Annotated in this window: 16 protein-coding genes; 8 read left to right on the forward strand and 8 right to left on the reverse strand. The window is 44.7% G+C overall.

The genetic code is table 11. The features are described from left to right. Positions 1–90: 90 nt before the first annotated feature. Positions 91–972, reverse strand: a complete 882-nt coding sequence (locus F0364_RS11245; protein WP_153797878.1) for a diacylglycerol/lipid kinase family protein — start codon at positions 970–972, stop codon at positions 91–93. A 28-nt stretch (positions 973–1,000) separates the two neighbouring features. On the opposite strand from F0364_RS11245, the gene F0364_RS11250 reads away from it, so the two are divergent. From F0364_RS11250 to F0364_RS11260, 3 genes are all read left to right on the forward strand, one after another. After that, the gene (locus F0364_RS11250; RefSeq protein WP_153797879.1) at positions 1,001–1,996 is read left to right on the forward strand and encodes an App1 family protein phosphatidate phosphatase; all 996 of its coding nucleotides are present in this window, start codon (positions 1,001–1,003) and stop codon (positions 1,994–1,996) included. A gap of 486 nt (positions 1,997–2,482) precedes the next feature. Continuing rightward, positions 2,483–3,565: a DNA replication/repair protein RecF gene (gene recF, locus F0364_RS11255; protein WP_153797880.1), complete on the forward strand. Its 1,083-nt coding sequence runs from the start codon at positions 2,483–2,485 to the stop codon at positions 3,563–3,565. Positions 3,566–3,884: 319 nt separating this feature from the next. Then, on the forward strand, positions 3,885–4,124 hold the full coding sequence (locus F0364_RS11260) for a hypothetical protein (protein ID WP_153797881.1): 240 nt from the start codon (positions 3,885–3,887) through the stop codon (positions 4,122–4,124). Between the two features lie 235 nt (positions 4,125–4,359). Here the strand turns inward: F0364_RS11260 and F0364_RS11265 are convergent, their stop codons facing one another. The 3 genes from F0364_RS11265 to F0364_RS11275 form a co-directional block, all read right to left on the reverse strand. Next, positions 4,360–5,388, reverse strand: coding sequence for a PorP/SprF family type IX secretion system membrane protein (locus F0364_RS11265; protein ID WP_153797882.1), 1,029 nt, complete (start codon positions 5,386–5,388; stop codon positions 4,360–4,362). Between the two features lie 267 nt (positions 5,389–5,655). Then, on the reverse strand, positions 5,656–10,452 hold the full coding sequence (locus F0364_RS11270; protein WP_306452327.1) for a PKD domain-containing protein: 4,797 nt from the start codon (positions 10,450–10,452) through the stop codon (positions 5,656–5,658). 260 nt (positions 10,453–10,712) lie between these two features. Further along, positions 10,713–12,197 carry a carboxypeptidase M32 gene (locus tag F0364_RS11275; RefSeq protein ID WP_153797884.1) on the reverse strand — a complete coding sequence of 495 codons (1,485 nt, stop codon included), beginning with the start codon at positions 12,195–12,197 and terminating at the stop codon, positions 10,713–10,715. Between the two features lie 724 nt (positions 12,198–12,921). On the opposite strand from F0364_RS11275, the gene F0364_RS11280 reads away from it, so the two are divergent. Both F0364_RS11280 and sucC read left to right on the forward strand, forming a co-directional pair. Beyond that, on the forward strand, positions 12,922–13,905 hold the full coding sequence (locus F0364_RS11280) for an ankyrin repeat domain-containing protein (RefSeq protein WP_153797885.1): 984 nt from the start codon (positions 12,922–12,924) through the stop codon (positions 13,903–13,905). 451 nt (positions 13,906–14,356) lie between these two features. Next, on the forward strand, positions 14,357–15,568 hold the full coding sequence (sucC, locus tag F0364_RS11285; RefSeq protein ID WP_153797886.1) for an ADP-forming succinate--CoA ligase subunit beta: 1,212 nt from the start codon (positions 14,357–14,359) through the stop codon (positions 15,566–15,568). Positions 15,569–15,715: 147 nt separating this feature from the next. On the opposite strand, the gene F0364_RS11290 is transcribed toward sucC, so the two are convergent. The 4 genes from F0364_RS11290 to F0364_RS11305 all read right to left on the reverse strand — a co-directional run bounded on the left by F0364_RS11290 (position 15,716) and on the right by F0364_RS11305 (position 18,865). Next, the gene (locus F0364_RS11290) at positions 15,716–16,063 is read right to left on the reverse strand and encodes a hypothetical protein (RefSeq protein WP_153797887.1); all 348 of its coding nucleotides are present in this window, start codon (positions 16,061–16,063) and stop codon (positions 15,716–15,718) included. Then, complete coding sequence (locus tag F0364_RS11295; RefSeq protein ID WP_153797888.1) at positions 16,060–17,466, reverse strand: sigma-54-dependent transcriptional regulator; 1,407 nt, start codon at positions 17,464–17,466, stop codon at positions 16,060–16,062. Before F0364_RS11295 ends, F0364_RS11290 begins: the two co-directional genes overlap by 4 nt. 101 nt (positions 17,467–17,567) lie before the next feature. Continuing rightward, positions 17,568–18,569 (reverse strand): two-component system sensor histidine kinase NtrB, encoded by a 1,002-nt coding sequence (locus tag F0364_RS11300; protein WP_153797889.1) that lies wholly within the window; start codon positions 18,567–18,569, stop codon positions 17,568–17,570. Between the two features lie 140 nt (positions 18,570–18,709). Continuing rightward, complete coding sequence (locus F0364_RS11305; protein ID WP_153797890.1) at positions 18,710–18,865, reverse strand: lmo0937 family membrane protein; 156 nt, start codon at positions 18,863–18,865, stop codon at positions 18,710–18,712. Positions 18,866–19,119: 254 nt separating this feature from the next. Between F0364_RS11305 and F0364_RS11310 the strand changes: the two genes are divergently transcribed. The 3 genes from F0364_RS11310 (at position 19,120) to F0364_RS11320 (ending at position 21,386) form a co-directional block, all read left to right on the forward strand. After that, positions 19,120–19,317, forward strand: coding sequence for a hypothetical protein (locus tag F0364_RS11310; protein WP_153797891.1), 198 nt, complete (start codon positions 19,120–19,122; stop codon positions 19,315–19,317). A 35-nt stretch (positions 19,318–19,352) separates the two neighbouring features. Continuing rightward, positions 19,353–19,532, forward strand: a complete 180-nt coding sequence (locus F0364_RS11315) for a hypothetical protein (protein WP_153797892.1) — start codon at positions 19,353–19,355, stop codon at positions 19,530–19,532. 360 nt (positions 19,533–19,892) lie between these two features. After that, positions 19,893–21,386 carry a lipopolysaccharide biosynthesis protein gene (locus tag F0364_RS11320; protein WP_153797893.1) on the forward strand — a complete coding sequence of 498 codons (1,494 nt, stop codon included), beginning with the start codon at positions 19,893–19,895 and terminating at the stop codon, positions 21,384–21,386. The last annotated feature ends 58 nt before the right edge of the window (positions 21,387–21,444 follow it).

Genomic DNA, 21,444 nt, shown 5'->3' on the forward strand with positions numbered 1-21,444 from the left:
GAAGCGTGTTACACTTATGGGGTGACGAAGCTTTATAGCAGTTCCTTCTGCCGGGCCCATAAAAATTCTCCAAACAGGCGAAGCCTTGTTTTACTCCCCATCGGGCATAATTATTTCCAGTGCCTCCGGTACAATTTCGGCCTGTATGGTGTTTACTTTGCCGAGGTACTCACCATCTACCTGGAAGTGTACTTTACGCCTCGAATTAATTTTGAGCGATGATGTTTTGAATAACTCAGTTTTGGCCGGATGAAATTCGCTGTGCGTAAAGCGCATTTTAAGTATTTCCGCAAGGGATATTTTCCTGATAACCACCACCTCAAATAAATCGTCTTCCAGGTCGCCTTCGGGGTTTATCTTAACCTTGTTGCCGTATTGTGTGGCGTTGGCTATTACCACCATAGCTGCTTCGCGGCGTACGTATTGCCCATCCATCATAATCTCCACATTCATTTTAGAATGGCTCCACAACACTTTCCAGGCTGCCTTTGCATAGCCCCACATGCCGCGGGTATTTTCATCTTCAAACTTCTTGATAACAAAAGCATTAAAGCCAATATCGCTAAGGTGTATGCACAGCTCTTTATTCACTTTTACCAGGTGTATTTTTTTAAGGGTGCCATTTACTACTACATCCAGTGCCTTTTGCGGCTCCGGCGGAATACCTAGCTCCGTAGCCATGCCATTAGCAGAACCGGCGGGTAAAATGGCCATGGGAATTTGCGTGTCCAGTATATTTTCGGCTACCAGCTTTACCGTGCCATCGCCGCCGGTTGCTACTACCCTGTCTGCTCCGCTGGAGCGTATCTTATTTTTTATTTCGCCGGGCTTGCATTGTTCCGGTAACAGAAAGCATTCTACCTGGTGCGGTAAACTGGCAAAATAGTTGTCTATTTCTTCTTGCCAGTCTGTTTTATTGCTGCCGGAACCGGGGTTAATGATAAAGAGGAACTTTAAAGCAGGCGTTGTCATAAATTTTATTGAAGTCGTTTTACCTCTAATGACAAAATTGAATCCAAAAAATACGGCCACTCACTTTGTTAAGGTATATCACGGTTTTGGCCATGCGCATAACATGCAGGCATTTGGTCATGTATTTAAGCAAAAAATCCATTACAGTACAAATGCAGGCGATGGCTTTTTACAGAGCGTAAGCCAGTTGATGCGCCTTTTTTTTGTACAACCCCTTGCCGGAGTGAGGGTGCGGCTTACATGGGAAAACCAGCAGTTTGAGTCAGTTACAGAAAGCGATGGGTTTTTCAGGTTTGAATGGCAGAGCGAAAACAGTGTTCCTGCGGGCTGGCACAGGGTTACCATCAGCAGTCTTGATGAGGAAGGAAAACCCGTTGCATCCGGCGAAGGCATGGTTTTTATTCCACACATTACGCAGTACGGCATCATTTCCGACATAGATGACACCGTTATGGTATCTCATTCCGCCACTGTTTTTAAACGGTTGAGAGAGTTGCTCACCCGCAACGCATTTAGCAGGAAAGTATTTGCCGACAGCGCCCGGTTATACAACCTGCTGGGCCTGGCGCAAACCACCGCAGATACACCCAACCCTTTCTTCTATGTATCCAGCAGCGAGTGGAACCTGTACGATTACCTGCTGCAGGTTTTTCGCCACAACAAGTTGCCGGAAGGCGCCTTGCTGCTTAACCAGGTAAAACGGTGGTTTGAACTGTGGAAAACAGGCAAAACAAAACATGAAGGCAAGCTGTTGCGCATAGTACGCATACTGGAAGCCTTTCCTAACCAGCAGTTTATTTTATTGGGCGATAATTCTCAAAGCGACCCCGCCATCTACCAGTCTATAACAGAAAAATACCAGGGCCGCATTTTTGCCGTGTATATAAGAAATGTACACCCGGAAAAGATAACCGTCACCTCACAAATATTAAACGGTATACAGCAAACAGGCGTGCATGCCCTGCTTTTCAACAGCAGTTTAGAGGCTATAGAACATGTTGACAAAATAGGACTTTCGGCATAGGCAGGTGGCAAGTCAAGTACGAGATACGAAGTACTTGAATTAAAGAGGTCTTTTTTTTGCCGACAGTATCTTTTCGTCCTTTTTACATTTTCACATAACATCGTGCATGTAATTAAAAGTACTTCGTACTTCACTTTTCGTACTTGTTTTGGGGGTGCCCCCAAGCTGCGCAAGGGGTCGGGCTTTCCGCTCATACTCCGGCACAGAGCCAGCGCACAAGACCTTCACCGGGGTATCCGCTTCAATCCCTCACCCAAAGTGCAGCCTGTTACTTCTTTTACAGGCAGGCATAACGTACAGTCCGTAAATGCAACAGCTTTATCCATTAAAGACAGATGTTATCATTCCGCCTCGGCTTAAACAATCATTCCATCGCCAAAACTATTTTTACACGGCCCATACTGCAATGGTAATCTTGGCAAAATTGTAGCGTATCTTATCCCCGGGGCAGCAGTTTGTAGGCATATTGCGCTAAATTGCGCAAGCATGCTGGCTTTTAGTCAAATAACATTAACACAGTTCAGGAATTATTCTTTGGCAAATTTTGATTTTAGTGAAAGAATAACAGGCATTTGCGGGCCCAACGGCAGTGGTAAAACCAACCTGCTGGATGCGGTGCATTACCTGTGTTTTACCAAAAGCTATTTTTCAAGACCGGATGCAACCGGTGTGCAGCAGGGGGCGCAGGGTTTTCGTATAGAAGGCAGGGTGCAAAAAGCAGTAACAGAAAACAAGCTGGTTTGCATTTTACGGGAAACAGGGCGAAAAGAGTTTTACGTAGATGATGACCCGTACAAAAAGTTCTCTCAGCATATAGGCAAATACCCCTGTGTAATGGTTGCGCCGGATGATATAAGCCTTATAACGGGGCCCGGCGAGCAAAGAAGGAATTTTGCTGACAGTATATTATCGCAATTGTACCCAGACTACCTGCAGGCACTGATTAGCTATACCAAAGTATTGCAACAGCGCAACAGCCTGCTAAAAGCAGCGGCTGAGCATAACCGGCTGGATGAACAACTTTTGCTGGTTATGGATGAACAATTGATACAGCATGGCGCCATTGTTTACAGTTACAGGAAAGCATTTTTAGCGGATTTTATACCGCTGGTAAAAGAGCAGTATAACAGCATTGCCATGAGGGATGATGTGCTGGATATTGTTTACGACAGCCAACTGCATAACCAAACCTTCGGCAGCCTGCTGCAGGATAACAGGCAAAGGGATATATACCTGCAACGAACTGGTGCAGGCATACACAAAGATGACCTGCTTATACAAATGCAGCAACAGCCGTTTAAATCAATAGCATCGCAGGGGCAACGAAAAAGCTTGCTGTTTGCGCTAAAGCTGGCAGAATACCTGGTGCTTAAACAAATGAAGGGTTTTGCCCCCTTGCTGCTGCTGGATGATGTTTTTGAGAAACTTGATGAAGAGAGGATGAATAACCTGCTTCAAAAGGTTTGCGTGGAAGAGGATGGCCAGGTATTGATAACAGATACGCACAGAGAAAGGCTTGAAAAAGCTTTTACAAGTCTTGGCGTAGGTTATGGGCTGATTGAGTTATAGCATTTTTTTTGACGCCTGGCTTAAAAAAGCATACCGGAAATTCCAAAGTATCATACCCGGTAAAGTTGATTTTTTCTTCGCCATGGTGCAATAAAAAGCCAGCATAACGGCCGTTTATAGAGTGGCTGGATGTTTTTACATGATGGGCAATTAATTGCTGCGGGCATTTAATAATTCTAAACATTTATTCAGCTATCCTGCACACAACTTATTCATTATCTTTTACTTACCTACAAAAACCACCTGATTGCCGATTGCGGGCTTTTTAAAAAAACCTTAGCATCCTGTATGCCGTAGGTATCCCAAAATCCAACGTCCAATGACACTACCGGCTACGTTTTTATTTGAAGACAGTATTACGCTGAGTGGCAAAAAGCACCGCGTACATGTAACTGCTATTAACCTTGATGAAGAAATTCTTTATTACCACTGCATTGTTGATAATACCCATAAGCTTAATATACGGCCTGGCTTTCATAACAACTGGATGAGCATTGGTCAGGGGCCTACCCTATTTTCCTGTGCTATCGGGCAGCTAATTGAGCGCAAAACCGAATAATCTGCCGTTTCCGGCGATAAAGCTTCTAAATTATTTAACCCGGATGCAGCATAAGCTGCCATTTATGCCTCTCTAATCATGGTTTTGTCCAGGCGTAAACATACTGCAAACGAATTTCATATAATCCGTACGCTATACAGGTTATATGTACAAATTAGTCGGGGGACTAAAAAAGAAAACTGCCGGGGATGAAAATCCTGCGGCAGTTTCTTTTTGCTTTTGCTTTTGTTTATGTTCAGAACCGGGGGCACAAAACGGAGTTGCGGGTACTGTTATCCCTGTCAAGGAAACCAGAATAAGAAAGTGACAGTTCTAACCCGCCCCTGCCCTGGCTGGCAGTGCGTAATTGAGATACGTTGATATCGTAACTAATTGCGAATGTGAAGGGTTTATAATCCAGTTTGAATACAGGTATAAAGGCATCTTTTACCCGCATAAAGCCGCCAAAGTGAACGATGTAATCCGGGTTATCCGGCTCGGCGCCAATTTTATAAGAATATAAGGCACCCAGTATAGTTTCCTTATAATCAGCCTGCTTGCTATAATCTCCTTGGAGTGTTAAATAAGAAACCTCGTCAATACCAAACTTTACACCGGCAGACGCAACCAGTTTGGGGCTAAGCTCTATATTGGGGTTTTTGTAAAAAGAATTTTTAGGGCGGTTAAAATGATGATAAGCCAGGCCCAGGAAATAAATATCATCCAGCTTATCGCCAATAGTTGAATTATAACTCATGCCCACACTTGCATCCCAATAGTTGTAATTGGTGGTAAGCAGTTGCTCACCATCTGCCAGGGAGGGGTTCCAGCCCACACCGTCGAACTGGCTGTTGGTGGTTATTTTACTGCGGTCTATGCGGCGCTGCACCCAGCCGCCCATAAAACCCAGCGAAAGATAACGTGTTTTATCGCCACTTAATGCCTTGTGGTAGTTTAAAGCAGGCAGCACATTGGTGGTGGTAAAGTTAGTAGTGCCGGCTTTATCCTGCAGCAACTGCATGCCCATGGTAATAAAATCGTACCCCTGCCCCACCGGTTGCTTGTATTCGGCGTTGAGGGAAGTTGTTTTAAAAGGCACGCCTACGCTGCCCCACTGGTTGCGGTAAACAGCCTGTACCCGCACATCGCCGGCAAACAAACCGGCCAATGAAGGATTACGCAGCAACGGCGCTTCAAAGAACTGCGAAAAATGCGCATCCTGGCTACTAACCGTTTTCACCAGGCACATAGTCGTAATAACTACCAGGTAGTAGAGTTTTTTCATTGATATTGGATATTAGATTTTATTGCTGCCCGTTCCTTTGCTTCACAAAAAAAAACCGGCTGAACTATTTTTAATTTTCATTGCAACCCGCTTGCCGATAAACAACAGGTGTCACCACCGGGTGAGGGATTGAAGCGGAAAGCCCGCAACCACCGTAGCCTTAGCGAAGGTGGTGAGGACTTGCAGCGAAAAGCCCGACCCCTTGCGATAGCTTGGGGGCACCCCCTGATTCTTTCTCTCTCACAAAACCCGTGACCCTATAGCAGCTTAACGCAGCAGCGTTACATTACCCTTCATGGGGAATATGTTGCCATTATCGCATACTATATCAATCATGTATATGTACACATCTGAAGCCTGTGGCCGGCCATTGTAAATGCCGTTCCAGCCCTGACTTTGATCGTTTGCTTTAAAATTGTTCCGCTCAAAAATCATTTGCCCCCAGCGGTTAAATATGCGCATGCTCTTTATGCTGAAGTAGCCATCCGCCCCACGTGGGAAGAAATAATCATTGGCCCCATCGTTATTGGGCGAAAACGTATTGGGAATAAAAATGTTGGTATTGTTACACAGCACACTGATAGTAACCTGGTCTGTAGCGGTGCAGCCACCCGGGTTATAAGCGATAGCCGTGTAGGTAATGTTAGCCTGTGCATTGGTTACCGGGTTGGGGCAATCTGTACAGGAAAGCCAGGTAGCAGGCTCCCAACGGTAGCCCGAAACATCAGCCGAAGCGGTAGTACGTAACGTATCCCTTAACCCGATGTTCAGGTTTTTAAAGCTGTCAATAATGTTAAAAGAGGGTTTAGGGTAAACTGTAATTGTTACGGTAGCTGTTTCTTTAAAACAGCCCTGGTTATCGCTGCCGGTAACCGTAAAGGTTGTTGTGGTGGCAGGTGAGGCTTCAGGGTTGAAACTATTGGGATTGGTTAGTAAGCTGGCAGGTTGCCACTGGTACGTTTCGGCACCGGAAGCTGTTAACTGTACCTTCTGGCCGACGCAAAGCGTATCGCCTGCGGAAACGGTGAGCTGTAATGGCATTTTTACGCTTACTAGCACAGAATCTGTAGCGGAGCAACCAGCAACAGTAGTACCGGTAACATAGTAAGTAGTGGCAGTATCAGGCGCTGCCATTGGCGCTGCACAATTGGTACAGCTTAAAGATGGGTGCGCCGCCCACTGATAGGTGGTTGCACCGGTAGCCTGCAGGTTGGTGGTTTGGCCAAGACAAAGCGAATTATCCGCACCGGCATTTACCGTTGGCGGGTTTAATACCAGCAAAGGATGGTCTGCCGTATCTGCACAGCCGAAGGTATTGGTAGCTATAAGACTCGCTGTATAGCTGCCCGCTGTGGCATAGGTGTAACCGGGGTTTTGCAGGGCTGAAGTATCGTTACCGGCAAACAGCCATTTATACGTTGCCGGGGTTGCATCCGCATTGGCTGAAGCGAACTGCATAGCAGTGGCCACACAAACAGAATCCGGCGCTGTAATAGTTATTTTAGGAGACGGGTTAACGGTGGTATTCACTTCCATAGAAGCGGTGGATCGGCAGCCCAGCTTTGAATTAACCACCAGCCTAACTGTATAATTACCGGTTGCATTAAAGGCATGAGCCGGGTTTTTTCTGTTGTTGAGCACGGTGCCATCGCCAAACACCCAGTTGTAGGTAGTGGCTTCGTCATTAAATGTTAGCGATGAATCCCTGAAGCGTATTACGGCGGAATCGCAGTTGCTGATGAGTTCAGGTACAAACGCGGCTTTTATACCGGCAATCTGCAGTGTATCCTTACCTGCAATACCCACTTTACAATTGTTGTTATCAATCAATACCAGGTTTGGCAGGTAATTGCCAGCTTCTTTATATGTGTGTTTGGTGCTGCTGCCTGCTGTTATGGTAACGCCATCGCCAAAGCCCCAGATGTAAGTGGTTGTATTCTTTACTTCGGCCACAAAGGGCACGCTGGCAGGTGCGCAACTATCCAGCTTGGGATAGGTAAATCTGCCGGAAGGCCCTTTTAATACAATGAGCTGGGATGCAGTATCTGTACAATTACCAAAGCCCTGTGCCACCAGTGTAACCTTATAATCCCCGCCCTGCGGAAACAGGTGTTCAGGTTCGTAAACATCCGAAGTGTTACCGTCAGCAAAGTTCCAACTAACAGAACTGTAGCCGGAAGAAGTGTTTACAGGCTCGATCAAAAGCGGTGGGCAGGTAGCAAAAGTATCTGTTACGGTAAACGCCGCCCTGGGATTGGAAATAGTAACAATATTTGCCTTGGTTATACTGTCTGTACAGCCAAACCTGTCTGTTACTTTCAATGCTACGGTGTAAATACCCTCTGCTGCGTATGTATGGCCCGGATTTTTGGTTGTACCCTGTTTTCCATTGCCATAGTACCATTTGTAAGTAAGGTCGAGCCCTTCGGATAAGTTTGTAAAACCAACACTGGAACTTGTACACCTTATGGAGTCCCTCGGCTTAAAGTCTGCCAGTGGCTGGGTAATAATAACAGCGTTTCTTTTGGTTACAGAATCTACGCAACCAAAAGCATCTTTAACGGTAAGTTTCACATCAAAAGAATCAGCCGTTGTGTATTGGTGGCTTACAGGAGAAGTGGCAATGGTTTGTTGCTGTCCGTCGCCATAGCTCCATATCCATTGGGTAATGGGGTGCGTACCATCTGTTTTGGTTTTATCTGTAAACTCAATGCTGCCGTTAATACATGTGCCTGCATCGTTTACAAATGCCGCATCCGGCCCATACACATTAAAGTTGATGGCTTTTTTAACTGTATCCCGGCAACCCAGTACGTCCCTTGTTACCAGCATAGGCTCAAAGCTGCCGGTTTTGGTATAACGGTACGTTTTGCTGGAAAAAGATTTGCCGAAACCGCTTGTACTGCCGTCTCCATAAACCCAGCTAAAGCCGGCTATATTGTCAATATTGTAATTATTTGCTGTAAATACTACGGAATCGTTGCGGCACAAATCAGTACCGGCGCTTTGGGCGGTGTAGCTAAAGCCTGGTTTTTCGTCAATTACCAGTACGCTGGTTTCGTATTCATCCGTACACTGGCCGTTGGCAACGCTTAGTTTAACACGGTAGTTGCCGGGTTTGGCATAAGTATATTTAGGGTTGAACTCTGTGGATGTGTTACCGTCGCCAAAATTCCAGGTGTAAGAAGTAGCGTCTATTGACCGGTTGGTAAATTGTTTAAAGTAAGGCTGGGAGCAATCTACCACAGTGGTAAACCTGGATACCGGCGGTTTAATATGTATATATTCCTTAATGGTAACCGAGTCTTCGCAACCAGCACTCATTACGGTTAGTGTTATGGAGAAGTGGCCGGTATCTTTATAAATATGTGATGGGTTTTGCAGTGTGGATGAAGTGCCGTCGCCAAAGTTCCAGAACCAGTCAGTAATTTTTCCGGTAGATAGGTCTTTAAATTTGATAGGGAGCCTGGCACAGCTTTCCAGCGGGTCTGCAGAAAAAGCGGCTTTAGGCTTTTCGCCCGCAACCACAGCGTTGGCATACTTTAATGTATCCGCACAACCGCTGGCTGTAGTTGCAATAAGCGATACGGTATAAGAGCCGGGCAAAGTATAGGCATGGGAAGGCGAAGCTTCGTTGGAAGTGGTACCGTCGCCAAAGCTCCACACATAGGTAGTAATTGGTTCCGGCGAGTTGATGACAGGTTCAAACTTAACTGTAGCTGGCAGACAGACTTTTGCAGGTAGGTTTTGAAATTTGGTAATTTTTGGCGGGCCAATCTTTACCAGTGCTTTTTTAACGAGGGAATCTGTGCAACCGCCATCCGTAACCGCCACCAGCTTTACATCGTAATCGCCTTTTTCGGTATAGGTGTGCGAAGCGTTGGCAGTTAATGCTGTGCCGCCATCTCCAAAATACCATTGATAGGCGGATGCGCCTGTGCTGGTGTTGGTAAACTGCACCGTGTTGGGAATGGTGCATGTTTCAAGTGTTCCGATTGTATTAAAAGCGATAACCGGTTTGTTGGATATGGTGATTGTTTTTGTAATGGAATCAACACAGCTTCCAAAATCGGCCACCAGTTTAACCGTATAATCGCCGGGTGACTTAAAACTATGGCTGGCATCAATACCTGTAGCAGTACTGCCATCGCCAAAATACCAGGTTGCACTGGTAGGGCGGGGCGCCGAAGCATTGGTAAAAACAGAGGCGCCATTTACGCAAGTATTGGCAGGCAAAGAAAAATCGGCCTTTACGGTGCCGATAGAGATAGTTTTAGCAGCGGTATCTGAACAGCCAAACTCATCAGAGGTAATAAGCTGCACATTAAAATCCCCTGCCCGGGTATAGGTATAAGAAGGGTTTAGGGATGAAGCTGTAGAACCGTCTCCAAAGAGCCATTGATAAGTGTAGTTGGCCAGGGGGGTGGTTTCGTTTACCAAAGAAACCGGTGTGGGTGGTTTGCAGGCATTGATATAACTGTAAGAAAAGCCTGACTGCATGCCCCCGTTTACAGTGATATAATCCGTAAGCTGAACTGTTTGCCGGCACCCAAAACTGTTACGCAAGGTCAGCGCTACGCTGAATGTGTCTGCAACAATATATATAGTGGAAGGGTTTGTACTGGTTGAAATTTTACCGTCACCAAAATCCCATATACGTTCTACAATGCTGCCGGAACCTGCTGTGCTTTTATCTGTAAATACCACTTCAAGCGGCGCACAACCAGTTAATGTGGCAGCGGAAAAATCTATCGCGGGCAGGGCATAAACAACAATGTAGCCGGTTTTTAAAAGGGAGTCTTTGCCATCAGCACCAGTAACCACCAGTTTTACATTATAAGTACCGGGAGAAACATAAATAGCGCCTGGGTTTTGCTCTGTAGATACATCGCCGTTGCCCAAATCCCACCTGTACCCGGTGGGGTTACCGGTGGAATTATCCTGGAACTGTACCACAAGCGGTGGACAACCCGAAGTTATGTTAGCCGTAAATGCTGCCTTTGGCTGTGCCCACACAAAACTGCATACAAAACATAGCAGTAGTGTTACGCTTGCACACCGCACGAAGGGTTGCAGGTTTTTCAATTTTCGGATATTTGATTTTAAACTCCCCCTTTCAGATATATCTCCGCAACACTATTACATCAATAGGGTTGCAGAATATGCCTGTTGAAAATTAGCTGTCTTAGTTGTCCTGACCTGGAATTGAATTCATCTTAGAAGAATCGGTTTTTTCAGAGGCTAAATAAGTGTTTATATCTAAAAGGTTATTAATATATTGGATGTTATGCGAAAATGCACATAAACTGCCAATCAAAAAAATATTATGGCTTAAATTTTAAGTGCAGGTAGTTTATAAAACGATTAAAATTTAAATTTTCGCCTGTTATCTTTTTTATTAATTCTTCGCTTTCAAATTGTTTTCCATAACAGTGCAAATGGGTGCGCAGCCATTTCAACAGTTGCGCCGTATCTCCGGATGCTATTTTATCTTCCAGCCCCTCTATATCCTGGCTTGCTTTCTCAAACAACTGTGCCGCATAAAAGCTGCCCAGGCTGTAGGTAGGAAAATATCCAAAGCTTCCGTGGCTCCAGTGTACATCCTGCAGGCAGCCCCTTTTATCATCCGGTACATCCACACCCAGGTTCTCTTTGTACAGTTGGTTCCACCGCTTGGGAATATCGGCTGTTGCCAGGCTGCCTTCCATAATCTGTTTTTCTACCAGGTAGCGCACTTTAACATGAAAGTGGTAGCTTATCTCATCAGCTTCTGTACGTATAAAGGAAGGCTGTACTTTATTAATCGCCCTGAAAAACTGCTCCACCTCAACGCTTTCTAACTGCTTAGGGAAGAACTTTTTCAGTTGCGGCAGGTAATGCTTCCAGAAAGCCTTGCTGCGGCCCACACAATTTTCCCAAAGCCTGCTCTGGGATTCGTGGATGCTTAAGGATGCATACTCACCGGAAGGCAGGCCATATTCCTCATCAGGCAAGCCCTGTTCATACAGGCCGTGGCCGGCTTCGTGTATGCAGCTCCAGGTCATGTTGGCAAAGTCATGCTCATCAATGCGGGTGGTAAGCCGCACATCCCTTGCGGAGAAGTTGGTAGTAAAGGGATGTTCAGAAATATCCTGACGGCCTGCGTCCAGGTCAAAGCCAAGTTCTTTAACAAGATACATGCCCCAGTCCCATTGTTCTTTTTTTGGGTAAAGCTGGTGTAAAAAGGCATCATCCACCATAATTGACTGTGCCTGCTGCATCAATTCTTTCAACGGCCCGGTTATGTCGTTAAACAGTTTATCCAGCATGGCTACGGTTGCGCCTTTTTCATACTCGTTCAGCAGGGCATTGTATGGGTGCTCTTTATAGCCCAGCAGTTCAGCCTCCTGCCGTTTAAGGCTTACCAGTTTATCCAGCGCCGGTTCAAATATTGCAAAACTGTTTTGTTTCCTGGCATCCATCCATGCATAAAACGCGGCGGATACAGATTCGCTCATTTCCCGTACAAAGGCTGCGCTGAATTTCTTCTGCTTATCGTATTCCTCCAGCGTAACCGCCACATTCCTTGCTTCAATGACTGATAAGCCCGGCGTGCCACTAAGTTCATGCAACAGGGCCCCCAGTTTTTCATCCGTAAATAAGCCATGCGCCGTTTCAGATAATGTAGCCAGTTGCCGGGCCCTTGCACCAGCGCCCTTGGCAGGCAGGTAAGTTTCCTGGTCCCACTGTAAAACAGCCGCCGCGTATTTCACATCGGCAATACGTTGCATTTTATTACGGTAGTTATTGTAAAGTTCAGCGCTTGTCATAAATTATGTTGTTTGCTACAAATATATTCATCGGTGCGGCAATGTTAGCTTGACAATGTTAGCAAGCTAAAGCTTGGAATAAAAGGAATTTTCAGGGGGTGTCCCTCGTACCTCGGGCCGGGCTTTCCGCTATTACTCCGGCACAAAAGCCCGGCTGCGATGGCCTCACCGGGGTAACCGCTTCAATCCCTCACCCGAAAACCCGTTGCCAGTTGCAGGATACAGGTTACCGGTCTGTTGAGGGGTAAAAGATTGCTGATTTGATTGGTTGATGAAGTGAAGGACAAATTCAATGCCTTCTAACATTAAACTTTGAACAAACGAACATTGAACAACAAAGCCCCATCGGGGCGGCATGTTAGTAGCAGCAACGGTAAACATCAGGTAATGGAGCGCCGTAGGTGCGATACGTTAGGCAGGCTGATAACCTGCGGAATGATTAATGCAAATATCACCCGGTAACACACCCTGAATAACATACCGCCTCTACGAGGCTTTGCAGAAAGAAATTATGCTTTATCAACCAGCTACTAACATGCCGCTCCTACGGAGCTTGAGGCAAGCTGGCAAACCTGCATTCAACCAAGGGGTTACATAGCTTGCTTTTTGTTTTCTCTTGATACAACTTTGAATCTTAATTTTAGATATGGTGATAGTAAGCCCAAAGTATTTTACGACTTTGTAAACTGGGCAGAAAATATAAAAGCTAAATATCTGCAACACCATGATAAAGCCAATTGAATTGAAGCTAAACCTGCCGGTAAAACTTTCTGATGGCATTATCTCCACCACTTCAAAAGTGTGGGATGTTTTAGTGGCAAGTAAAAATGGCAACCTGGAAACAGTAAAGAGAATGGCTGAAGAATGCCCCCAACTAATGTATGCCCAGTACAACTATACACCACCTATTCATTTTGCTGTGCGGCAAGGGCATATTGAGTTAGTAAAATTCTTATTAAGCAACGGAGCGTATGATGCCGGTTATAAAATTTATCCTTTTTTAGACCCGCTGCAAACAATAGCGCAAGACAGGGAATACTTTGAAATAACCGCTTTATTAAGCGAATATGCCAGCGATGGTTTGCTACAAAAGTTTAAAGGCGACAACGGAGAAATCATTTTCAACAGAACGGCTGAACAGGTTGAATTTGAAAAAGCAGTTGACAGCAACGATTTAGAAAAGACCGAAGCAATACTGCAACAGCACCCGGAGTTTGCAAAAGATGAAACATACTTCTGGGGCGAAGGAATTTTGCTGTTTGCTGTAAAAGAAAACAACCGACCGATGATTGATTTATTAATGAGCTATGGGGCCAAAGTTCCGGACATACTTAAATGGGCGCAATTTTATTATTTTGAACACAACGACGGCGCCCCCTACATTATGCAAAAAGGTATGAACCCCAATACCATGAGCTGGCACCATGTTACCCTTCTTCATGACATGGCGCAAAAAGGAAACATTGCCAAAGCTGAACTGCTGCTAAAATATGGCGCCGGAATAAACGCTGTTGACGAAGAATATCAAAGTACACCCTTGGGTATGGCCGCCAGGTGGGGGCAGCATGAAATGGTAACGCTTTTACTTAAACACGGAGCCAATACAAGCGCAGCAGGAGCTTTGTGGGCAACACCTTTGGCCTGGGCAAAGAAAAAAGGATTTACAGATATTGAAGAAACACTGGTAAATGCAGGGGCCACGCACTAATGTTGAGCATTTTTTACTAACAGTTCATTAATTGCAACACCCGCTACCCTGCGGGCAAAGCTGCGTAGCGGACAAGGCGTACAAGTGAGTGACACAACCATAGCCCAATAGCAGTACCTCCTGCCGGGTACATAAAGAAAGTCAATGAGTCAAGAAGTTAATGAGCATAGAGGCAAAAAGACAGTAGGCCATAAAGACAAAAAGTGAGTGGGGTTATAGAGTCAATGCGGCAAAAATGCATAAGCTGGGGAGTAAAGGCAATTAGGCCATCTTGCGCTGCCCGTCACCATCCCTGCATTTGTGGTGGTTAGCACATGGGGGTCGGCCCCATAAAAAAGAGGCGGCAAAGCCGCTGTTACAGGATATTTAACGGGATGAACTTTTGAAATACACGCCATGCCGGTAACTATAAACTGTTTCCCCTATCTTCGCCAACACAAATTTTTATCCCATGAATCTTCACGAATATCAAGCCAAAGAGCTACTGAAAAAGTACAACGTACCGGTACAGGAAGGCATAGCAGTTGAAAGTGTAATGGCCGCGGAAGAAGCCTACCGCCAGATAAAGACACAAACCAATAACAACTTTGCGGTGGTTAAAGCGCAGATACATGCGGGTGGCCGTGGTAAGGGAAAAATTGAAGGCACGGAGCAGAAAGGCGTGGCTGTTGGTAAAAGCGTAGAAGATATTGCTACCATTGCAAGAAACATTTTGGGTGGTACGCTGGTTACTATTCAAACAGGCCCGGCTGGAAAAAAAGTGAACAAGATTTTGGTGGCGCAGGATGTGTATTACAAAGGCCCCAATGAAGTAAAAGAGTTTTACCTTTCTATACTGCTTGACAGGACCAAGGGGCAAAATGTGGTGATGTACAGCACCGAAGGCGGCGTAAACATTGAAGATGTTGCGCATGAAACTCCTGAAAAAATTTATAAGGAATGGGTACACCCCTCCGGTGGTTTACAACCCTTCCAGGCAAGAAAAATAGCTTTTAACCTTGGCCTTAGCGGCGAGGCTTTTAAAAGCTGCGTAAAGTTTGTTACCAACCTGTACAATGCTTATGTGGGCCTTGACTGCAGCATGCTGGAAATTAACCCGCTGTTTAAAACCAGCGATGAAAAAATTATAGCGGTTGACTGTAAAATGAACCTTGACGAGAATGCATTGATGCGCCATAACGACCTTGCATCTTTAAGGGATATTACGGAAGAAGACCCCACCGAAGTGGAAGCCGGCCGCTATAACCTGAACTTTGTAAAACTGGATGGCAATGTGGGCTGTATGGTAAATGGCGCCGGACTGGCTATGGCTACGATGGACATGATTAAACTGAGCGGTGGCGAACCTGCCAACTTTTTAGATGTAGGCGGCACCGCCAATGCGCAAACCGTAGAAGCAGGCTTTCGTATTATTATGAAAGACCCGAATGTAAAAGCTATCCTCATCAATATTTTTGGTGGTATTGTGCGTTGCGACCGTGTGGCAGCAGGTGTTATTGAGGCTTACAATAAACTGGGCAACATAAACATACCCATCATTGTGCGCCTGCAAGGCACCAATGCCGAAGAAGCCAAGAAACTGATTGATGAAAGCGGTTTAAAAGTACAATCAGCTATACAACTAAGCGAAGCGGCAGACCTGGTTAAGAAGGCTGTAGCGTAAGTAAAATAGCATTGAAAAAACTCTCACTATGTTACAGTGAGAGTTTTTTTGTGCGTAAAAGCAAACAGTTAATCCTAAAGCCCCTGTAAACAAAGAACTTCCTCACAGCAGGGCTGCGGGAAGTTCTCAACACGTCAAATTATTCAATTACACTTCAAACAAAAGTTGCTCATCGCGGTTGGCAACAGGAATCATTCTTATGGCGTTGTCATACCCTTGCTCGTCATCGTGATTGCTGTATACGCCATAGGCATCCAGCGAGTAGCCCAAAACATTATCATTGGTTTTAATTACGTACAGTACCGCTGTATCTGAAGGGTCTGAAAAACCTTCAAAACGGTAAGTTTTTACAATTTTCAAGTCTTCCGGCTGGTAGTTTTTACCGGCAGCAACAAAGCTGCCGTCTTTCCATCTGAACTCATTATCGTCACCATTTTTTCTAAGCCTTTCTACTACCTGGGAGGTTGTCGTCATTTCTTCTGTTGAACTTTTCATATATCTGGGTTTTCTCTTAAAGCTTTTGCAGGTATTATGCCAAATTCCTTTAGTTTATTGTACAGCGTTTTACGGTCAATTTTTAACACCGCCGCTGCCTTGGTTTTGTTATTCTTAACCTGGCTTAATATGTTGAGAATGATTTCTTTTTCAGTTCTCGCAATAACTTTTTTGAGATTTTGACCGGCATCAGCTTCTGCTTCCGTATTATCATCAGCCGGCAGGGTAACGGAGAACAATTCTATAGGCAGGCTGTCGCGGGTAATAATTTCCCCTTTGGTTAATAGCGCCGCCCGGCGCACAATATTCTTTAACTCCCTCAGGTTGCCCGGCCAGGAATATTCCAAAAAAGTTTCCTGCACCTCTTCACTAAAGCTGTTGATGCTTTTATCAAGGTCTTTATTAACCTGCATCAAAAACCAGGTGGCCAATGGCATTATATCTTCCTTACGGTTACGCAATGGCGGCAGGTTCATTTTAAATTCATTGAACCGGTGGTACAAATCCTCCCTGAAACTGCCTTTCTGGTAAGCCAGTTGAAGGTTTTCGTTAGAAGCCACGAGTATCCGTACGTTAATGTAATGTTCCTTGCTGTCACCAATGCGGCGGTATTTTCGTTCCTGCACCACCCTTAAAAGAGAAGCCTGAACATCCAGCGGCAGGTTGCCAATTTCATCAAGGAATAAAGTACCGTTGTTGGCCTGCTCGAATTGGCCAACCTTATCTGAATGGGCGCCGGTAAAAGAACCCTTAACGTGTCCAAAAAGTTCGCTGGCAGCAAGCTCTTTCGAAAGCGTGCCGCAGTCAAGCGCCACAAATGGCTCAAATTTTCTTTTGCTTTTGGCGTGTATAGCCCGTGCCATCATCTCTTTACCCGTACCGCTTTCGCCGTAAATAATAACACTGTAATCCACAGGGGCTATCAGCTCCATTTCATCGTACAGTTCTTTCATTACCGGCGACTGGCTGGCCCAAAATCCCGGTAACGTAGTGGTTTCGGGGGCATGGTGCACTTTTCCGTTTGTGGAATTGCTTCCGCCCTGTTTTAAAATGGCCAGCAATTCATCCGGCACCAGTGGTTTGGTTATAAAGTCCACGGCCCCCATTTTAATGGCCGCTACAGCAGTCTTTACCTCGGAATAGGCCGTTATGATAATTACTTTGGCACCAGGCTGAATAGCCCTGACAGCCTCCAGCATTTCAAAACCATTTTTATCCCCCAGCCTGAAATCGCACAAAACAAAATCAAAGTGGTGGTTTTTACATTGTTCCAGGCCGCTTTTGCCGGAATGTGCAACTGTTACAGTACAGTTATGCTTCTCAAGAAAGGACTGCAACAGTTCGCCTATACTGGTATCATCATCAATAACCAGTACGCTTTTATGCAGCAGCGTTTTTTCCATAAAAAGTATTTTTACGACTAATAAAAAAATTCATACCAAAGTCTTGCCAACAAACAAAATATGAAACTTATGCCAGGTAATTTTTTTAAGCAAAAAATTAATTACACCTTGGGCAGGGCTACAATAAAACGGGATCCTTTACCGGGTTCGCTTTTTACATCAATGCGGCCTTTATGCATTATTACAATGTTCTGGCTGCTGGTTAATCCAAGGCCCGTGCCCTTTTCTTTATTGGTAAAATAAGGTTCAAATATCCTTTCCACCATAGTGCTGTCCATGCCATGCCCATTATCTTCTACAGTAAAATAACAGAACTCCTTATCGGTTTTGGTGCCCAGCTTAAGCACACCTTTTCCTGGCTCCATGGCTTCAACCGCGTTAATTACAATGTTGAGTAATGCTGTTTTTACTTTTTCTTCATCTATTTTCACCTCACAGTCATCAAGCTGGTATTCCTTGGTTATTTTAATACCTGTTAAGGCAACACGGTCCCGGGCCAGTTCCACAACATCATTAACCAGGTCATCCATACCAATAACGGAAAGCTTCACCTCCTCGCTTTTGGTTGATTTAAGCAGTTCCATCACCAGGTGGTTAATACGTTCGCTGCTGCGCTCAATCATAGAAAGTAGGTAAAGCGTACGTTCCGGCGGTATATCCTCTTCCCTTATCTGCCGTAATGCCAGGTTAATGGATGTAAGCGGATTTTTCACTTCATGAGCAATACCTTCCGCTACCCGGCCGGCAGAGATAAATTTTTCGTTACGCAAAGTTTCTTCCTGCCTGCGGCTATCTTCTTCAACCTGCTGCAGGCGTTTCTTTAGTGTAACTATTTCATCTTTTAAAATATCAGCAGAAGATGCCGCGCCGCCTTTTTTTAGTAGTATCCACAGGGCTACTATCGTCAACGCTATTGCCGCACCACAAACCCAATAAAAAAGCTGAATCATCCCCCCAAGACTAATGCCTGCTGGCCCTGCCGAAAGTTCAGCACTTTCGGTATAGTTGCTTACCAATTGCCAGGAAAATAATAACACCGCTAAGGCTATCACTAACGCTACTGACAGGTATAAGCTAAGGGGAGCCTTATTTTGTGTTTTCATAAGAGATAATATTTACTGCAACGAATTCCGCAGCCCCTTGTTCATCTTACCGTAAGCAGGCTGCATATAAGTATTTACCTATGCAAAAAAGCAGAGCACTTAACGGTTGCCCTGCTTTATTACATCTTGTTTCTTCTGTTTTATTCAACTCTGCCACGCCCTATCAGGCCCAGCAATAATGAAATAACAGCTAATACAATCAGGATATGGATAAGGCCACCGGTACTGTAAACAAAAAAACCAAGCGCCCAGCCTATTACCAGGATTACAGCTATGATATACAAGATACTTCTCATAAAATATGGTTTATAATTTTAAAAAATGATAACAACAGCAATAGTTAAAATACTATGCCACAGGGTGAGTGTGAAGGAGTTAGCTTATAACCATTTGAAAAACAATAAATAACAGGCCTGTCTTATTGCTGTACAAACTTTTCTTCAGTGTAGATTATTCCGCAACCTGTTGACATTCTTCCCGTGAATTTCATTTCGGTAAACATTTAGACAGCAGGTATGGTTATTGGACAATTGATACTAAAATGAAGCGTATGAAAACCACAGAGGCAAACAAAAAACCAATAGAAGCCAATAAGGATAATGAAGACACTTCTATAGTAAATACCAACAAGGCAGGGCAGGGCAACCAATACCCCAGGCCTGGGCAGGATGATAAGAAATACAAAAACCAGCCTGAGTTTATTGAGCCTGCCAACAACAGGAAAGAAAGCGGCGACAACGCTGTTTAAAGCCATTAAGCATTTTATAACCTAAAGCATAATCTATGAAAAAAACAATCGCTATTTTAGTTTTGGCCGCCGGCATAACGGTGGCCGGTTGTGGTAACCAGGAGGGCAGTACAGATGTTTCTACAGACTCAGCCATTACCGAGCCAGGCATAACGCCCGATACCACAACCGTAACACCCGATACAACAATGAACGCAGATACCACTGCACGCTAATATCTTATCGGAACAACAAATGCAAAGGGCCCCAGCGCCCTTTGTTGTTTTTGGATATGTAGTTTTCAATAAAAAACATCCGCAATCTTTTATTTTTGGATACCAGCCACATATTTTCATGGAATCATCGTTGCGTCGCAATCCTTTCATCGTTCTGTTCATTGGGCAGCTTTTCAGACCCGGGCAGAGAATATCGAACAAGGAACAAGGAATTTTGAATGAAGAATGAAAAAGCCCCCCACTCACCATTCACTATTCACCATTCACTATTCACCACTCACCACTCCCCCCTCACCTCCCGATAATTTAAAAGGTTTATTCCCTGAATAGTTGTTTTTTTGCTGCCTATATTTTAGTTGAATGGGGATTATCAGAAAACAAAGCATTTACTCTTCCATATTTACGTACCTGGGGTTTGCTATTGGCGGGCTTAATTTCTTTATTCTCTTTCCTCATTTTTTAACCAATGAACAAATAGGGCTTTCCAGGCTGTTGCTGGATTTTGGAATGCTGTTCGCCGCGGTTTGTACTTTTGGAAGTATGCCCATTATTTACAAGTTCTACCCTTTCTACAAATCATACCTGCCCGATAAAAAGAACGACCTTCCTTTTGTTACCATACTTCTTACCCTGGTTGGCACCGTTATTTTTCTCTGGGCAACCATTTATTTTAAGGATTTTATACTGCGTAAATTCGGGGCAAGGTCGCCTTTGTTTTTACCTTATTACGATCTTATCTATCCCATTACCATCAGCCTTGCCATCCTTAACCTGGCAGAAGCTTATGCGTGGAGCCTGCGGCGAACGGTAATATCCAATTTTTTGAAAGAAGTGGGCTTCAGGCTCATCACCTCCTTGCTGCTGGCTTTTCTTATTTTTAAATGGATCAACATCCACGAATTTTTTATTGGCTATTCCTTTATTTACTTTCCGGCAGGCTTCATTCTCATTACCGTATTCAGAAAGGCAGGGCAACTGCCGCTTAATTTTTCTTTCAGCAATCTTACCAAACGCATCTATAAAAAAATATTCGCGTTCAGCATGTTCATCTATGCCGGGCAACTGCTGAATGTTGTTTCCCGCACTATTGACGGTATTATCATTTCCAGCCAGTCTTTAAAAGGCCTGGTGGATGTAGCGGTGTTTACGTATGCTACCTATTTTATCAGTATTATGGAGGTGCCGCAACGCAGCATGACATCCATAGCCACGCCCATTATCGCCGAGGCATGGAAGAATAAAGACCTTGGTAAAATAAAAGAGCTGTACCAAAAAACATCCCTTAACCTGCTGATAGCAGGACTGGGCATTTGGGGGTTGTGCATGGTTAACATGAACAGCGCCATTGCATACCTGGGCCCTGAATACAGCCCCATGAAAACCATTGTGCTTATTATGGGCATAGCCAAACTGGTTGATTTGGGTACGGGCATGAACTCCCAGATACTCATACTTTCCAAATACTGGAAATTAGACTTTGCCAGTAATACGTTATTTGTACTCTTTGCCATACCGCTCAACTACTTTTTAATCCGCAGGTTTGGTGTTATCGGTTCGGCATGGGCCAATTTTATTGGCTTCCTGGCATTGAATGTAGCCCGGTACCTTTTTATTATGAAGGCTTACCGGCTGCAACCCTTTACGGCAAAAACAGCCACAGTAATACTGATAGCCGGCATTGTAACGCTGCTGTGCTACCTGTTACCTTTTATGGGTAATATTTACCTGGATGTGGCTGTAAGGTCAACACTTTTTGCAGCTATTTTTATTCCATTGATATTGCGCTTTAACGTATCTGAAGATTTCTCCGCCCTGTTTGCAGGCATTATGCAAAAAATCCGTACAGGCCGATGATTTTAAGCAGTTGATATACACTTTAGGCGCATGCCCGTAAACATTACGGCATAAACAT

Source organism: Foetidibacter luteolus (assembly GCF_009650435.1).
GTDB classification, from domain to species: Bacteria; Bacteroidota; Bacteroidia; order Chitinophagales; family Chitinophagaceae; genus Foetidibacter; species Foetidibacter luteolus.

Excerpts from the sequence above, each read along its gene's own strand:
- F0364_RS11310 (WP_153797891.1), top strand. The coding sequence starts at position 19,120 with ATGAAAACCACAGAGGCAAACAAAAAACCAATAGAAGCCAATAAGGAT.
- F0364_RS11250 (WP_153797879.1), top strand. The coding sequence starts at position 1,001 with ATGACAAAATTGAATCCAAAAAATACGGCCACTCACTTTGTTAAGGTA.
- recF (WP_153797880.1), top strand. The coding sequence starts at position 2,483 with ATGCTGGCTTTTAGTCAAATAACATTAACACAGTTCAGGAATTATTCT.
- F0364_RS11265 (WP_153797882.1), bottom strand. The coding sequence starts at position 5,388 with ATGAAAAAACTCTACTACCTGGTAGTTATTACGACTATGTGCCTGGTG.
- F0364_RS11245 (WP_153797878.1), bottom strand. The coding sequence starts at position 972 with ATGACAACGCCTGCTTTAAAGTTCCTCTTTATCATTAACCCCGGTTCC.
- F0364_RS11300 (WP_153797889.1), bottom strand. The coding sequence starts at position 18,569 with ATGAAAACACAAAATAAGGCTCCCCTTAGCTTATACCTGTCAGTAGCG.
- F0364_RS11260 (WP_153797881.1), top strand. The coding sequence starts at position 3,885 with ATGACACTACCGGCTACGTTTTTATTTGAAGACAGTATTACGCTGAGT.
- F0364_RS11320 (WP_153797893.1), top strand. The coding sequence starts at position 19,893 with ATGGGGATTATCAGAAAACAAAGCATTTACTCTTCCATATTTACGTAC.
- F0364_RS11295 (WP_153797888.1), bottom strand. The coding sequence starts at position 17,466 with ATGGAAAAAACGCTGCTGCATAAAAGCGTACTGGTTATTGATGATGAT.
- F0364_RS11280 (WP_153797885.1), top strand. The coding sequence starts at position 12,922 with ATGATAAAGCCAATTGAATTGAAGCTAAACCTGCCGGTAAAACTTTCT.
- F0364_RS11305 (WP_153797890.1), bottom strand. The coding sequence starts at position 18,865 with ATGAGAAGTATCTTGTATATCATAGCTGTAATCCTGGTAATAGGCTGG.
- F0364_RS11275 (WP_153797884.1), bottom strand. The coding sequence starts at position 12,197 with ATGACAAGCGCTGAACTTTACAATAACTACCGTAATAAAATGCAACGT.
- sucC (WP_153797886.1), top strand. The coding sequence starts at position 14,357 with ATGAATCTTCACGAATATCAAGCCAAAGAGCTACTGAAAAAGTACAAC.
- F0364_RS11290 (WP_153797887.1), bottom strand. The coding sequence starts at position 16,063 with ATGAAAAGTTCAACAGAAGAAATGACGACAACCTCCCAGGTAGTAGAA.
- F0364_RS11315 (WP_153797892.1), top strand. The coding sequence starts at position 19,353 with ATGAAAAAAACAATCGCTATTTTAGTTTTGGCCGCCGGCATAACGGTG.